The organism is Nostoc sp. CHAB 5836, from assembly GCF_020829445.1.
Taxonomy (GTDB): domain Bacteria; phylum Cyanobacteriota; class Cyanobacteriia; order Cyanobacteriales; family Nostocaceae; genus Nostoc.
In genome coordinates this window covers 1-15,323 of sequence record NZ_JAIVFV010000164.1, presented here as the reverse complement: position 1 = coordinate 15,323, position 15,323 = coordinate 1, and the positions used below count along the sequence as shown (strand labels likewise).

The following is a 15,323-nucleotide window of genomic DNA, read 5'->3' as shown; positions in this document are numbered from 1 at the left end:
TTTAAGTAAAGATTATGAAAGATTACCCCAAACCTCGGAGACATTTATCTATATTGCGATGATTCGGATTATGGTCAGACGATTGGCATGATTTTTGACTGGTTTTGACTTTTAAAACATCCTCTGAAGCCCTTACTACAAACTAGAAGCTTTTATTTTTTGTGACACTTGCGTAAGTCCTAATAGATAAGGAAACGAACCTCCATCGCGCAGCGTCTCGTAAGAGTTGGACGCAAAGATAAGAAACAAAAAAGATATATAAGTACGTTGGTGCGAAAAAACGTTACGGCTTACGCCTAACACACCCTACAAATACTTAGATTTTTTCATCAATCAAATATGATTCCTATATATCTAGCACCAGGCGACTATAAGTCCCAGCTACAGGAGACTTTACCCACCTCCGTGGGTTAAAAACCTTTGATTTTATTTTAGTCCACGGAGGTGGACTTCGTTTGTATAGCCGCGATTTCTAATCGCCAGGACTAGGTGCAATATGTGAGACTACCTTTGATCAGGCAAAAGTTAATTGACTAATACGCTTCAAAATCTTGAGTACATTATATAACTCATTCCCACGATTACGGACATCAAAAATATCTGAAGTGGCATAGCGAGGAGGATGACCTTTGAGCAGTTTAATGAACATAAAACTCCCACCAGAAGTAATCATGCCAAATACTATATCTTGTGATTGGGGAGCAGCCAGTATATATGCCAGAATTTGGTCAAGTCCTGCTTCTACAGAATAAGCAACCTGTTTTGACTCAATAACTGTTACCCAGAATTTTTGATTTAGAAGTAAGAAGTCAATTCGTCCTTTGATGATAGTTTGCTTGTCTGGTGTTTCAATCTCGATAGATTTCTCTAATTTGAGGTGAAAAGGAGGTAAATAAAACTTACCAATGAATAGCAATGGCGATAAAACAATCGTGTTAACTGTATTTTCTAATAAAGGCGGATAGTTTCGTAAATTTATGTAACCTGCCTTTATTTGATCCAATAGCTGCTTTTCTAAGCTTGTCAGTTCTGGTAGATCATCTTGCCACTCTCGAAAGAATTCTTCCGAATCAACTAACTCTAATCCATAAAGCAATATGAGTTGCTCAAGTGTGACGTTTTCCGCAGCAAGAGTTTCAACCATAATGTTAATCAAGTCGTAGAAAAATCTACCAGTTTAGTAATTCTCGCCTTCAGGTAGGGTGAGGATTTCAACGCCATCTTCAGTTACAGCTAAGGTATGCTCACATTGAGCAGAAAGTTTGCGATCGCGCGTTACCGCAGTCCATTTATCGCCCAGAACTTCGACTTCGTAAGTGCCTTCGTTAATCATTGGCTCAATGGTAAAAACCATCCCTGGTCTGAGGCGCTTGCCCTTACCGCGTGTGCCATAGTGGGGAATATCCGGCGCAGTATGAAAAATGTTACTGATGCCGTGTCCAACGAAATCTCGCACTACAGAAAAGCCTTGTGCTTCAGCATACTCTTGAATGGCTGCACCAATGTCGCCAATGCGTGCCCCAGGTTTAACTTCAGCAATACCCAAACGCAAACATTCCTCTGTCACCTCTACCAGCTTTCTCGTTGTTGGCGAAGGAGTACCGACAAAGAATGTCTTAGATGTATCGCCGTGATAACCCTCAACAATCGGCGTTACATCAATATTAATAATGTCACCATCCTTGAGAATTTCCTTGGCATTGGGAATGCCGTGACAAATTACCTCATTTACACTGGTGCAAATTGATTTAGGATAGCCCTTATAACCAAGGGGTGCGCTTTTTGCTCCATGCGCTTGCGTCCAACGTTCGGCTTCATCATTTAGTTGAAGAGTGCTAACCCCTGGCTTCACAAACGGTTCGATATGCTGGAGAAGTTTCGCTGCTAAACGCCCAGCTTGACGCATTTTCTCTAATTCTCGCTGGGATAAAATCACAATTAATTCGGTTTTCATCAACTTTTATCTAAAGTATCTTTTATAAATATAGTTAACCCTGTCTGTGCAGCTCTTTGTGCAGCATCAGCAACCTTTAGGGTATATAAGCTCTCCTCTGGGGTAACATATAAAGGAGTGCCATCAAAAAGATGGTCTAACACTATACTCGTGTCTTTGGCGAACAAACCCCGGCGAGGGCCAACCTCTATAGGTGTTGTTTCCCCTGACTGGATGAAAATTCCGGTATCGCCATCAAAAATTAAACCACCTTTTTCCCCGTGAACTTCAAACTTGCGTTCTGATTGCCAAATAGTTTCGCCTTTGCCATACACTACTTGGGCTAAAAGTCCACTATTAAAGCAGAGTTGACTAGTGCAGAAACAAGTTTGGTAATATTCCGGTTCTATTTCCCAATATCGCTGGTGACAGTTAACAGTCAATACTTTACCAAATAAATCGGTGAGACGATGTAGGCGAGACAGCGCACCAATTAAGGGAAAACCGAACAACTCGTGGTTATAAGTCCATTTGCGGGGTGCAGGATTTTGGGGATTGATGGTGCTGTAGCGAACATAAAATACCTCACCAATTTTGGCTAAGTTTTGCTTCAATGCTTGATGCAAACCACCCAAAAGTTCTAGGTGTTCCACGTGGAGGAGTTTTTGTTGTGCTTTGGCTAAGGCAATTAGTTCTTCAGCTTCGACTACATCCAACGAAAGAGGATACTCGACAATCACATTTTTGCCATTGGTCAGTGCTGCACGAGCGATCGCACCATGATCTCGATTAATAGTACAGATCACTACTAAGTCTATATCTTCACGCTCTACCAGATCTTGCCAAGAACTTAACGCTTCAATCTGGTACTCTCTGGCAAAGTTTTCTGTTTTCTCTGTTGTATGACCAACAACTGCGACTAAATGCGATCGCATTTGCTCATTATGGAGCAATGCCTCAGCTCGAAACTTTGCCGCATACCCAGTACCTACCAAACCTACACGCACTTTTGCTTGTTCCAAAGCTGCCTCTGAATTATACATCAATACAGTTCAGTTAAGCATTTTCTCCTTCTCTTTCTCTCTTTTCTCTGCGTTCTCTGCGCCTCTGTGGTTCGTAAAAAAAACAGTTTCAGTCTTAAGTCAACCGTATTGAATTATACATGATCCTCAATAGCTCTGTTTTTGATTCTCCCACGCTGATAGTGGTGATCATGGATTATTGTCTGTTGTATCCCGCAAAAAATTAAGGAATCATCGCCACCTTAATTACTTTACGCGCCTTCATTTCACAAAACACCTGTTCTAAATCTTTTAATGGCCGCTGTTCACTAATAAGTAACTCAAAGGGAATTTTGCGACTAGCTAACAGTGATAAGGCCGAGCGCACATACTCTGGTGTATTATGAAACACGCCTTTGAGGGTAAGTTCGCTATAGTGTAGCTGTTCTGTGTTGACGGTAATGCTGGTATACCGTGGACATCCACCGAATAAGTTGACTGTTGCACCAGGACGGGCGCAGGCGATCGCAGTTTCCCAAACACTTGGTACACCAGTGGCTTCAATTACTATATCTGCACCCCATCCTTGGGTAAGTTCTTTCACCAGACTGGGAATATCCGGGATTTGATGATAATTAAAGGTCTGGGCTGCACCCAATTTCTGACCAATTGCTAACCTGTGGTTATTACCTCCCCACAACAACACTTCAGCTTTCCCACTCAACGCCGCCACAAACATCAGCCCGATCGCCCCATCTCCTAAGATGACTACTTGATCTTTAACTTTGACGTTAGAACGGGCTACACCATGTAACACACAAGCTAAAGGTTCCGTCATCGCTGCCAATTCCCACGGCAATTCATCAGGAATCTGCAACAAATTATGCTGTACGATCGGTGCAGGAATTTTCAAGTATTCGGCAAAAGTTCCATTATTCCATGTCATATTCGGACATAACGAATACTCTTGACGTTGACAAAAAAAGCATTCCATGCATGGTGCAGAATTATTAGCGACAACGCGATCGCCTACTTGCCAACTAGTCACCCCCGCACCCAAGGCAACAATTTGTCCAGCACCTTCGTGACCAAACAGTGTCGGCGGCTTCAGCATTTTGACATGACCACCACGCCGCCAGACTTTCAAATCTGTACCACAAGTTGTTGCTGCCCCCACTTGGATGACAACTTCGCCAGCCGCAGGAGTGGGGTCAGGAACTTCCTCTAGGCGTAAATCTTCTTGCCCATGAAGTAACGCTGCTAACAAAACTTTAAACCTATCAATTAGCTCCATCCGATTTTACCAGTTGAGCCTAGTTGATAGGTTTAAAGTAAATTAACGCGATGTGCAACTTCTCCTTAGAACCCCACTTCCATTCCTCTCACCACAGGGAGGAAGGCTTTAAATCAGTGAACAGTTAACAGTTATCAGTTATCAGTTGTCACAGTAACAGTGCGGGGATTTGACCACGACACCAAACACGCCATCTTAACTGATAACTGTTGATTTTTACTCCCCTTCCCTTGTAGGGAAGGGGTTGGGGGTTAGGTTTGAGAGAAAGTTGCACACGGCGTTAAATTAGTCTTGATTTATAGTCGGATTTTATTAATGGAAAATGGCGAAAATCAAGCTACCAGTTTAAAACTGGCAAAAGCCTTGATATACAAAACTTTTGAATGGGTGAATGGGTGACTTCCGCCTTGCGGTACTAGGTATTCACTGCTGGCTGGGGAAGCACTCCGGTGTTCCGGGTTTCCACATTAGGCAGGCGAGTAACAGTTAATAGCGGTACTTCTTGTCGGCACGACAGGCAAAACCAATATAGTTCACCGTGACGAGCATGACGCAGGAGGGAACCACCGCAACATGGGCAGGTGTTGGCTCTTGTACTCATACCAATGTCCTCCTTGAAAAAAAAGTTGTTGTTTTAAGCTAGGTAAAAAAAGCAATTGATTAAAGTAATTCGCAATGACGTTCGCAAGTCCGCAAACGCAATTACGTTTTGTAACGAGGATTTTAATTAGGCGTTCAATTCGTGCTGCCATTTTTAGGCAGGACAATTAAATCCCCAAACTTTGTTAAAACTGGGTTTTGGTAGCATGAATGCGACCATTCGATTCTATGCGGTCTTTAATAATTTGTCTGTAAACAGCTTCATATCCGTTAACCATTTGGCTAACGCTAAAGTTGTTTTGCACGTATTCTCGACAGGTTAGACGATTAAGTTCCAAAGCTGGTGGAATCATTGTCGCCATTTCTGCGTAGCTATTGCAGGTAAAACCTGTTTTACCGTGGACAATCACTTCAGGTACAGAGCCGAAATTCATGGCAATCACTGGTGTACCAGTTGCCATTGATTCAATCATTACTAACCCAAAAGGTTCTTGCCAGTTAATGGGGAAAAGAGTTATGGCAGCATTGCCCAGAAGTTCAGTTTTTTCAGCGTGGTTAATTTCGCCGAGATATTCGATTTGCTGACCGTCTATGTGGGGGGCAATCTCTTGTTCAAAAAACTTAGAGTCTGCGACATCAACCTTCCCTGCCATCTTCAAGGGCCAACCACTCTGTTTTGCAATGGCGATCGCATATTGCGGCCCCTTTTCGGGGGAAAAACGGCCTAAAAATGCTAAATATGGAGGTTTTGATGGTTGAGCTACGAATGGGTAATCTTCTAGCTCAATTCCGTTATAAACCGTGCCAATATAATTGAGATCGATTTGACGCTGCGAATTACTAATGCTAACGTATGGTTGCTTTTGGTGGTAACTAAAAGCGTGACGGTTATCTGTTGTAAAATTATTGTGCAGGGTATGGACTGTAGAAGTTGCTGTTATCAAACTCGCTAAAGGTAGTGCCGAAATCCCTACATGAGAATGGATGATATCGAATTGGGCAGCACCTTGGTAAACTTGGCTAAGTTCTAACATTTCATACACTGCATACTCTTTCACATTTGAGTCTAAGCGCAATGCACGCGGATAAACTGCTTCTAAACGAGCCAAAGTTTGAGAATCGCCAGAGGCAAATAAAGTTACCTCATGACCGCGACGAACAAGTTCATCAGTCAAGCGACTCACTACCAATTCTATCCCTCCATAATTCGGAGGCGGAACCCTTTCCCATAAGGGGGCGACTTGAGCGATTTTCATAAGTTTTTTCGGTTCAGTCTCTGAAATTGTCCTCAAAATAATGAGTTGCATCATTATTGTATGAGTAAAGAGCATTTGTACTGACTCTTTGGACATTTAAATTAACCTAACAGGCTACCAAAAGCGCAATAAAGGTTAACCGTACCGCAATTATTTTACCGAAAAATCTAACGGACTATCGGCAAAAGTCAACTCTGAGCGACATTTCTAATCTATAGCTAATATCTTACTTGTTGCATCTGTCTTGGGGATCATAAAAAGGTAAAATGTTTTGTAGCATAACTTACAAACTTAGATATTTTGTAGCTGACAATACTAAAATATTCAGTGGGATCAACTTATTAGAGCTTCATTTAAACGTAATTGCAAAATGAACATATATTATAAATATTAAGTAATTGTACAAAAATTACATAATTTGTAATTAGTAATTGAAAAAAAATCTGATAAGTAACTAATGAAAATCGCTACTTGGAACGTCAACTCAATTCGCACTCGCCTTGAACAAGTTACCAATTGGCTAACCCTGAATCCTGTTGATGTTCTCTGCTTGCAAGAAACCAAAGTTGCGGATGCCGAATTTCCGCGATCGCCTTTTGAGCAATTAGGCTATAACCTTTATATATCAGGACAAAAATCTTATAACGGCGTAGCCCTGATTAGCCACCAGCCACTCTTAGACGTAAGTAGCGGGTTTAGAGCGATTTTGCCGGATTTACACCACGAATGGGACGAGCAAAAGCGGGTGATTACAGGTGTAATTGATGGTATTCGGATTGTAAACTTATATGTTCCCAATGGTGCAGCAGTCGGAACTGAGAAATACGACTACAAACTGCACTGGTTGACAGCGCTACACGAGTATTTGCGGTTGCTTGTGCTGTCGGAACCGGCAATTTGTGTCTGCGGTGACTTCAACATCGCGCTGGAAGATAAGGATATTCACGAGCAAGTGAGTACAGAAAATCACATTATGGCAACCGAAACAGAGCGCCAAGCCTTAAGGGATATTTTGACACTGGGATTTGCTGATGCTTTTCGCAAATTCAACACAGAAGGTGGAAACTATAGCTGGTGGGATTATCGCGCCGCCGCCTTCCGTCGCAACTTAGGTTGGCGAATTGACCATCACTATCTCACACCTACACTGTATGAGCGTGCTAAAAGTTGCATCATTGATGTCGCACCCAGAAAATTAACCCAACCCAGCGACCATACGCCGGTAATTGTGGAATTGTGAACTACTCCCCCGTAATACGGACGTAGCTCTCGCAATTCATCGGGAGGGCATGGGTCAATACGGTTCACTTAAGGCTGAAACTCTTTTTTTTACGAACCACAGAGGCGCAGAGGGCACAGAGAGAAGAGAGAAAGAGAGGGAAGAAATGCTTAACTGAACTGTGTTGGGGCATGGGTTACTCTCCTTTAGCACTCCCCTCATCCCCCACTCTCTATCAATTTAATGGATAATATATGTCCTCAGAAGTGGGATTGAGATAAGGACGCTGCAAATCTATTAAGTGTCGCGCAAAGTGTTGGTCAATCGTCCTCATCCGTTCCTCCATCGCATTTTTACCTTTTAGCCAAGCTTCTACCAAAGCATTAGCGACGATTTGACAACGGTTGATCCCAAAACTTTCTTGTGCTGCAAATTTTTGGGTTGGTTCTTCAGCTAAACCTAATCCTGGTGCTAAAAATTTGGTAAACAAAGGAATTTCGGGCTGGAAATGGGATTGATTTTCTATATAAACAGCCTGAAGGATGGTGCGAATTGCTAGATAGTCGGAGAGTTCAAAGTAGAGTAGCCCCGAATCATAGCGTTCGTATGCAGAAGGATTGTGGAGAACCTCAAAGGTAAAGGGAATTGAAGCTGCGTTTAATTGCAGAGTCAAGCTTTCCATGAGAGCGATCGCGCCAGATGCTGTAAAGTTAAAGTAAATTCGCCCTGCTCCTAAATCAGCATCGGGGTTGCTCTGGCGTTCCTGTCCGACATTGCTAACTGCCAAGTAAGAGCCGTTTTGCAGTCGATTTTTGGGCATCCAGATTGCTACCATATCACCCACTTTGGTAGATTTTTTACTGGATTGTAGATGGCAGTCTGGCTCAACATAAAGTGTTAAACCGCCTTTAGTTACCGCCATAGTACCATCAGGTTCTTTTCGCAACACCTCCCATCTAGGGTCAAAGTAACCTATGCCGTGATTACTGGCGTGCAATTGCTCGTAAAAGTCCCAATCAATCTCCAAAATGGAATTATTTGCTAAATTATGCTTTGATGGGCAATTAGTACTATCAGTATTGACTGCCAAAGTACTTTGCAGGGAGCCATTGTAATAGATTCCATAGAGAAAGTTCCGCAGTAGTAAAGTTAGATACTTCTGTTGTAAATCTATGGAATTTTGCTGAAATCTGTCGGCTATTTTACTTGGTAGAGCAAAGGGTTGATAATTGGGATGGTAAATACAAAAATTGGACTCAATCTGAATATTCTGAGCAATGTCAAATAGAGAAGTTAGCGGTTGATTGATAGAGTAATTTAGCATTAATCCATTCAAAAATAAAACTGGAAAAAAACATAAAGATTAGCATCATGCGCTAGAATTATCCAAATTAATGATTCGGAATTCTGACTCCGAAATTATTCTGCAAAATCCATTAACAACCGCGAAGCCGAGTTTTTTCGTAATAAATGGGAACTAACTGCTGCTCTTTTACAGGTTTACGAAATTTATGGATTTTTGACACAGAATTTAGGATTTCTGATTCTGATATCCCGAAAATGGTCAGTATAGCTTGCTCCGGCATCGTCAGTAAACTTTTAGCTACTTGAAGCATACATATGTCAGCATTATTAAAGTATTTCCAGCACGTAATCGTATCCTGTATTTGATGAATCAGTGCCAGCCCCGCAAATTGGATAACGCGCAAAATAAAGTCACGACGGTATTCCAAAATCATGGGAAAAGCATTGACATAAGCCCTAACTAGGGCAATCATTGAAGGCTGTAAAATCTCTAACGGTGTCAACGCCAAATGTAGAGATTCTTCTAACTCAATGGTGGGGTCTACTACCAGGCTCTTGAGCCAAATTCCTAAATAGCTTGCCAGTAAAGTTCCTAAATCATAGGCTGGGTCTCCCCAAGAACAAGCTTCCCAGTCAATTAGTCGTACTAAGCAATTATCTAGTTTCTCCCGCCTGAAATCAACCAAAATGTTGTTCAATTTCAGGTCGTTGTGAGTCAAGCAGCAAGGATTCCAGTCATAGGCCAAATCAGCGATCGCAGATTCCAAACTCTCATACTGTTGATAAAGAACATAGAATTTCAGTGCATCCGTGGGAACACTCCCAAAAATCTCTGGCTCAATTGACCCTACCCCTTGGGCTGGATTGTAAAACCCGTAGCGAAACTCTCCTTGGGGAGCAGTTGCCATAAAATCTTGATATTCTCGGCGATTGTAGGTGGCGCGATGCAGTCTTGCCAAAGTCGTCCCGATCGCACAGGCAATTTCTTGTGGAAAAATCTCATTGTTGTGGTAAAATGTCGCAAGTTCCACATATTCACTCAGGTAATTGCGGACGAGAATCGAATTTTCTTCGTCAAAATGCACTACCAATGGCGCGTAGTTTACTGCCGTAGGCATCGCTAAAATATTACCTAGAACTGGAAACTGTTGGAGCAACTGGTGAAATAGCCACTCCTGAAACAATTCATGAGGCGCTGCGTCATAGTTGTTAATGTTACGTTCTTGTTTAATGAGCAGTTGGCGATTATCTGCTAAAGTCACTACTAAATTAAAATTGTTCTTGCTACTTCCTGGCAACTCAGATTGGTCTGATGCGCCATCTTCGGAGTTACACAGACCCGCATCTTGCAGATACTGCATAACGTTATGAGAAGACAGTGATAATACCATGTATTATTTCCTACTTCATTAAATTACTTAAACTTACCTGGGTCAAATTTGCTTGTTTTTAGCAGCTTTCAGTAGATAGGAACTAGTGCAAGGAGGCAGGAGGAATACTGCTTATTTCACCGATTTTTTCGCCTTTTTCAACTGGACAGTTATTTGTGCCAAGCTGCACTAATGTGCGAATAAGAATAAAGATTTGTACAATCTACTAATATCGCATCTTTTGGATAAGAACCTGCCAAAATAGCACCAAGTCCTTCACAATTGGTTTAAAATTTACTCCAAGACACGGTGAGATCTTTACACTTTATCAGCATAGTTACTTAGGTAGATCTAGAGTACGTGTGGTAAATATTTTTGATGTATCAAAGAAGTATCTCCAGATGTTGTTTGCTGTTCAGTAGTCATCCTGAAAGCAGCGAATAATTTCAGGAATCCTTCGCGCGACGAAGCATGACATTCAAGGGTATTACTTTTATTTATCATCACAAAGCCAAAAAAACCGGACTTTTTAGGCGGTTAGTAATTATTTTTTGATTTAACTTTGGGAATTTATGTTTGGAAACCTTGTTATCAGGTCATTTGTGCTATCGACAAATTGTAAATGAGTGTGTGCGATCGCAAACAAAGGCTACATGAGTGCATCTTATGGAAATATACTTTTGTCAAGAATAAAAAATGTTCGTAGTCAGGACTTTAGTCCTAGCTTTGGGGAGTGAAGTCAAGTCCCCACTACAAAATGCTTCTCATGGGTTTAGGTTTTTGGTGGACTTTTCCACATAACCTGAATTGTCAGATGACTTTGACTTTGCTGCCAGGGTCAGCAGACAATTTACCATAGCTATTTAGCTATACCACACAGTTGATTAATGAATAATCAAGCGATGCCAATGGCAAGTACTTCCTCATATACAAAGGTTCAACATTTCCAGCGCCAAGCAGCCTCACTTTTACTATACCAATCTGTTCTCCAAAACCAAGTGGGGATGGCATTTCTGGAACTGTTGCAAGCTATACGTTACACTGAAGCCGATGCAAGGAGTTGTCTCCAAGCCTATGGTAGCTACTTCCACGCTTTGGCTGCGAGAAATCAAAACTGGGAAGACTATTTAATTACTCAACTTCTCTTGTCTGATAATCCTTTTACAAGGCTGGCCCAACAGCGAGAATTTGAAGATTTACCCCCAGCTTTAGTTGCAGCAGTTCAGCATGATTTACAAGCATTGCAAAGTCTCTATGAATGTAGCAGCGCTTATTTGAGCGAGTGGGTACAGGGCGTTGCTCATATGCCAATTTCACCAGTAGTGTGGTATAAAGAGCAAGAATTAGTAGGAGTAGAGACCAAGTTTGCTACGTATCTACAAGAGTTAGATAATTGGGGTGATGCTGTAGAAGAGTTAGCAGCTTATTATCAGCAATATGGCTCTGGTTTATTTGCAGAATATCGCGCCTTACGCTGGCAAGGTGGTCAGTTTATTGGTATTCGGCATTCTGACCCGATTAAGCTGAGTGCCCTTGTAGGTTACGAGTCTCAAAAAGATTCTTTGCTCAAAAATACAGAGTTTTTATTATCAGGAGAAATGGCACTGCACGTATTACTTTATGGTAGTCGCGGTTCTGGCAAATCTTCTTTGGTGAAATCTTTGTTGAATGAATATAGCAATCGCAGCCTGCGCTTGTTGGAAGTGGCAAAATCTGACTTAAAAGACTTACCAGAAATTGTGGAACATTTACGGGGTGTGTCACAAAAATTTATCATCTTTGTCGATGACCTTTCCTTTGAAGAAGATGATGATGCCTTTAAAGCTCTCAAGGTAGTTTTAGAAGGTAATTTAACCGCGCGGCCTCAAAATGTAGTCGTTTACGCTACTTCTAACCGCCGCCACCTGATTCGGGAGTTTTTTGTGGATAGACCGACTCCCAAGGATCACGAGGAAATCCATGCCTGGGATACGATGCAGGAGAAACTTTCCTTTAGCGATCGCTTTGGTTTAACCTTGACATTTGAACCAGCCAATCAGAAAACTTATTTAAAGATTGTACAACATCTAGCCGCACAAGCTGAAATTAATATTACTCAACAAAATTTGGAATTTCAAGCATTACAATGGGCAACTCGCCACAATGGTCGTTCTGGGCGCACAGCACGGCAGTTTGTTGATTTTTTAAAAGCAGAATTAACACTTTTTGGTACAAATAACAATACATCCAACACCTAGCATTAAAATTAGTTCATTGATGATTGCACTTTTTTGTTATTTACACAACAATGTTATGCACCAATATGCTTGGGTTAGGGGCAAAAACCTTAAACTGCGTAGGTTGGGGAGCCACTGTGTTGGAAGGGTTTCCCAGCTTCCCTTGGGGGATCTTGCTACGCGCAGCGTCTCCACTTATGTTAAGTATTTCATGTGGATGTGTTTTTTAATTACAAATTACGAATTACGATGAGAGCTACCTATTGTGATAATTTAACTTCGCTAAAATCCAGCAATATGCAATCAGTAATGATCAGCAATCGATTTATACTAGGGATAGTTGCCTTTAGTGTGAGTTTTGGTCTTAGCCTTGTCCCAAACTGGGATTTTAATAAAGCCTTTCTCACAGGAATAATTACTGCCGTTACTATATATACAGCAGCATTATTCGTAGATAAAAGACGCAGAAATTATGAAATGTTTGTTTTAGGTTCTCTCCACAAACGAATTAAAGATATGGAGGGATTGAAGGCTCGTGTTGTCAGAGAAATTAATCAAATAAAAGAGCATTATAACTTATTATATGCAGAGTCACAACAACTACAAAATCAAGTCACAGAAAGCCGTAACCAAAGGGATAGTCTACATCGAGAATTAAGAACATTTGCCGGACAAAAGAAGCAGTTAGAAACCGAAATCAATAGCCTGGAAACTGAAGTTAATAACTTGCATAAAAGTCAAGCAGAATTGAACAATGCTTTTTCTGTTCTGACAACAGAGAAGCGGCGTCTAGAGTCGAATTGTAATGTATCTCGTACTGAAATCACTAATTTACAAAGTCAAATTTCCGAACTTCAGCAGGAGAAACAAGAAATTGAAAGCAATTTAACTCTTTTAGGCAGACTAAAACCCCAATTAGAAGAAAAACTATACGAACTGCGAATTGCAATTCAAGAGTTAGAAGCTGAGACAACCCAAAAAAATCAATTGCTGATAGCAATAAAAACTGAAAGAGAAAATATCCAAGCTATCTTGAATTCTTCACAAATTAAACTAGCAGAACAAAAAGCTGAATTCCAGCAGATGCAAGGGCAAGTTTCATTATTGCAAGAAGAACGAGACTCATTGCAAAATCAAGTATGGGAATTACTTCAACAAATAGAAACATTCAATCCACAGCCTTTGTCTGATAATTCCCAAGAAGATGATCTGGAATTATTTCCTTTTTCGGAAATTATTGAAACTTCAGCCATTATTAATACTTCGGAAGTTGATACATCGGAGAATATACCCGAAGAATGGACTAATTTTTTAGAAAATATTCCCGAATATGAGTTACAAGTACTAAAAGCTATAGTCGAACAAGATAATCCCAAGGCTGCTATAAAAAAAATTGCCGAAGCGAACATCACTATGCCGAATCTGTTAATCGATTCTATCAATGAACGGGCAAATGATACTATTGGTGAATTAATAATTGATTCCGATCTGGAAACTCCCAAAGTTTACCCTGAATATATAACCTATGTCAAAAAAATGATTGCAACCTATGAAGATCTTATGGCTAGACATACTTCGTCAAATTAAATTATTATTGCCGTTGTTAGATTAGTAGTAAGGTGAATATCTACCTTACCTAACTTACTGCGTGCTTGTGTGTTTAGAATAAAGTGAAGTGTAATACATGGCCAAGCTCAAAATCTCGAAAAAAATCTCCACTGCTTTAATCAATTCCCTTGGTGCGGGGGTAGTACCAAGAGTAGGAGTTGAATATATAGCAGTAGGCCGAGAACAAGAACTAAAAAGCCTATTACAAAATCTCGATGATATTGCAGAAGGTGTAGCAGCATTTCGCTTTATAATTGGTAACTACGGTTCCGGGAAAAGTTTTTTACTGCAACTAATTCGGAACCGTGCTATGGAACAAGGTTTTGTAGTAGCTGATGCTGATTTATCTTCGGAACGCCGATTAGCAGGAAGCAACAATGAAGGTGTAGCTACCTATCGAGAATTAATGATCCATCTAGCTACAAAAACTCGTCCTGATGGCGGTGCTTTAGTCTCTATTTTAGAAGGATGGATTAATAAAATTCAACAAGAAGTGGTTAAAGAAACTGAAATGCGTCCGAATGACGATGGTTTTGATGACCAAGTTGAATCGAAAATTAGAGAAGTCGTTCAATATATTGAAGACTTAGTTCACGGTTTTGATTTTGGTAGCGTGATTATCGCCTATTGGCGTGGCTACCGGTTAGATGATGATAATTTAAAAAATGCGGCAATGCGCTGGTTGCGGGGAGAATTTACCACTAAAGTTGAGGCGAAAGCAGCTTTAGGAGTGCGCGTTATTATCGATGATGATAGTTGGTATGACTATATAAAACTGTTTGCGAAATTTGTAGCTGAAATTGGCTATAAAGGACTGTTAATTTTAGTTGATGAAGCTGTACATTTATATCAAATATCTACTACGGTAACACGGGAAAAGAATTATAATAGACTCCTAGCAATGTTTAACGACACCATGCAGTGCAAAGCAGAACATCTTGGCATTGTTGTTGGTGGAACAACTAAATTTTTAGAAGACCCCAAACGGGGACTTTTTGCAGACCAAGCTTGGCAAAGACGCACAAGAGAAAGCCGTTTTGTTGCACAAGCTAATGTTCAGGAACATTTAGGGCCAGTGATTCGGTTGAACCCGTTGAATGAAGCAGAAATTTTGACGCTTTTGCAACGTTTAGCTGAGATTCATGCACTCAATTTTGGCTATGAACAGACTTTGATAAATCCTGAGTTGAAGGAGTTTGTGCAAGAAATTATTAATCGCTTGGGTGCAGAAGCATTACTTACACCAGGGGAAATTGTGCGAGATTTTATGAGTGTGCTAAATATTCTTCACCAAAATCCAGAAATTGCGTTTGGTGAATTAATTCATGGCTCTAAATTTAAACCTATTGCTGTGGGTAAAGATGGAGAGGTGCATGAGGATGGTGCAGCAGAATTTAGTTTGTAATATTATCATTAACAGGCTTAACTCAAGGGTATTGGCGCATAAATTACCATGTCGATAGGCTATGCTTAAAGATACAGATATTAGTGGATGTGCAGTTCAATATAGATATTGCAGTA

Annotated in this window: 12 protein-coding genes and 1 pseudogene; 5 read left to right on the top strand and 8 right to left on the bottom strand. The window is 40.8% G+C overall.

Features of this window, described 5'->3' with window-relative positions; all coding sequences use genetic code 11:
- Positions 1 to 91: pseudogene (locus tag LC605_RS25185) on the top strand (IS5/IS1182 family transposase); the annotation flags it as partial.
- A gap of 423 nt (positions 92 to 514) precedes the next feature.
- On the opposite strand, the gene LC605_RS25180 reads toward LC605_RS25185, so the two are convergent.
- From LC605_RS25180 to LC605_RS25155, 6 genes are all read right to left on the bottom strand, one after another.
- A complete protein-coding gene (locus LC605_RS25180; protein WP_229550231.1) occupies positions 515 to 1,144 on the bottom strand; it encodes a restriction endonuclease subunit R in 630 nt (209 codons plus the stop codon).
- A 33-nt stretch (positions 1,145 to 1,177) separates the two neighbouring features.
- A complete protein-coding gene (gene map / locus LC605_RS25175) occupies positions 1,178 to 1,954 on the bottom strand; it encodes a type I methionyl aminopeptidase (RefSeq protein ID WP_229550230.1) in 777 nt (258 codons plus the stop codon).
- Positions 1,954 to 2,976: a Gfo/Idh/MocA family protein gene (locus LC605_RS25170; RefSeq protein ID WP_229550229.1), complete on the bottom strand. Its 1,023-nt coding sequence runs from the start codon at positions 2,974 to 2,976 to the stop codon at positions 1,954 to 1,956. Before LC605_RS25170 ends, map begins: the two co-directional genes overlap by 1 nt.
- Before the next feature lie 202 nt (positions 2,977 to 3,178).
- The gene (locus LC605_RS25165; RefSeq protein ID WP_229550232.1) at positions 3,179 to 4,201 is read right to left on the bottom strand and encodes a zinc-binding dehydrogenase; all 1,023 of its coding nucleotides are present in this window, start codon (positions 4,199 to 4,201) and stop codon (positions 3,179 to 3,181) included.
- A 442-nt stretch (positions 4,202 to 4,643) separates the two neighbouring features.
- Positions 4,644 to 4,829 (bottom strand): hypothetical protein, encoded by a 186-nt coding sequence (locus LC605_RS25160; protein ID WP_229550228.1) that lies wholly within the window; start codon positions 4,827 to 4,829, stop codon positions 4,644 to 4,646.
- A 184-nt stretch (positions 4,830 to 5,013) separates the two neighbouring features.
- The gene (locus LC605_RS25155; protein WP_229550227.1) at positions 5,014 to 6,084 is read right to left on the bottom strand and encodes a glycosyltransferase family 4 protein; all 1,071 of its coding nucleotides are present in this window, start codon (positions 6,082 to 6,084) and stop codon (positions 5,014 to 5,016) included.
- Positions 6,085 to 6,541: 457 nt separating this feature from the next.
- Between LC605_RS25155 and xth the strand changes: the two genes are divergently transcribed.
- Positions 6,542 to 7,324, top strand: a complete 783-nt coding sequence (gene xth, locus LC605_RS25150; protein ID WP_229550226.1) for an exodeoxyribonuclease III — start codon at positions 6,542 to 6,544, stop codon at positions 7,322 to 7,324.
- 214 nt (positions 7,325 to 7,538) lie between these two features.
- Here xth and LC605_RS25145 read toward each other — a convergent pair whose 3' ends face one another.
- Both LC605_RS25145 and LC605_RS25140 read right to left on the bottom strand, forming a co-directional pair.
- Positions 7,539 to 8,627 (bottom strand): T3SS effector HopA1 family protein, encoded by a 1,089-nt coding sequence (locus LC605_RS25145; protein ID WP_229550225.1) that lies wholly within the window; start codon positions 8,625 to 8,627, stop codon positions 7,539 to 7,541.
- 112 nt (positions 8,628 to 8,739) lie between these two features.
- Positions 8,740 to 9,999: a phosphotransferase family protein gene (locus tag LC605_RS25140; RefSeq protein ID WP_229550224.1), complete on the bottom strand. Its 1,260-nt coding sequence runs from the start codon at positions 9,997 to 9,999 to the stop codon at positions 8,740 to 8,742.
- 866 nt (positions 10,000 to 10,865) lie between these two features.
- On the opposite strand from LC605_RS25140, the gene LC605_RS25135 reads away from it, so the two are divergent.
- The 3 genes from LC605_RS25135 (at position 10,866) to LC605_RS25125 (ending at position 15,207) form a co-directional block, all read left to right on the top strand.
- The gene (locus LC605_RS25135; protein WP_229550223.1) at positions 10,866 to 12,215 is read left to right on the top strand and encodes an ATP-binding protein; all 1,350 of its coding nucleotides are present in this window, start codon (positions 10,866 to 10,868) and stop codon (positions 12,213 to 12,215) included.
- Positions 12,216 to 12,491: 276 nt separating this feature from the next.
- Complete coding sequence (locus LC605_RS25130; RefSeq protein ID WP_229550222.1) at positions 12,492 to 13,781, top strand: tellurite resistance TerB C-terminal domain-containing protein; 1,290 nt, start codon at positions 12,492 to 12,494, stop codon at positions 13,779 to 13,781.
- Positions 13,782 to 13,878: 97 nt separating this feature from the next.
- A complete protein-coding gene (locus tag LC605_RS25125) occupies positions 13,879 to 15,207 on the top strand; it encodes an ATP-binding protein (protein ID WP_229550221.1) in 1,329 nt (442 codons plus the stop codon).
- Positions 15,208 to 15,323 lie beyond the last annotated feature (116 nt).

Bases quoted from the DNA above. Each gene is read 5' to 3' on its own strand.
- LC605_RS25170 (WP_229550229.1), bottom strand. From the start codon at position 2,976: ATGTATAATTCAGAGGCAGCTTTGGAACAAGCAAAAGTGCGTGTAGGT.
- xth (WP_229550226.1), top strand. From the start codon at position 6,542: ATGAAAATCGCTACTTGGAACGTCAACTCAATTCGCACTCGCCTTGAA.
- LC605_RS25130 (WP_229550222.1), top strand. From the start codon at position 12,492: ATGCAATCAGTAATGATCAGCAATCGATTTATACTAGGGATAGTTGCC.
- LC605_RS25180 (WP_229550231.1), bottom strand. From the start codon at position 1,144: ATGGTTGAAACTCTTGCTGCGGAAAACGTCACACTTGAGCAACTCATA.
- LC605_RS25135 (WP_229550223.1), top strand. From the start codon at position 10,866: ATGAATAATCAAGCGATGCCAATGGCAAGTACTTCCTCATATACAAAG.
- map (WP_229550230.1), bottom strand. From the start codon at position 1,954: ATGAAAACCGAATTAATTGTGATTTTATCCCAGCGAGAATTAGAGAAA.
- LC605_RS25145 (WP_229550225.1), bottom strand. From the start codon at position 8,627: ATGCTAAATTACTCTATCAATCAACCGCTAACTTCTCTATTTGACATT.
- LC605_RS25140 (WP_229550224.1), bottom strand. From the start codon at position 9,999: ATGGTATTATCACTGTCTTCTCATAACGTTATGCAGTATCTGCAAGAT.
- LC605_RS25160 (WP_229550228.1), bottom strand. From the start codon at position 4,829: ATGAGTACAAGAGCCAACACCTGCCCATGTTGCGGTGGTTCCCTCCTG.
- LC605_RS25155 (WP_229550227.1), bottom strand. From the start codon at position 6,084: ATGAAAATCGCTCAAGTCGCCCCCTTATGGGAAAGGGTTCCGCCTCCG.
- LC605_RS25125 (WP_229550221.1), top strand. From the start codon at position 13,879: ATGGCCAAGCTCAAAATCTCGAAAAAAATCTCCACTGCTTTAATCAAT.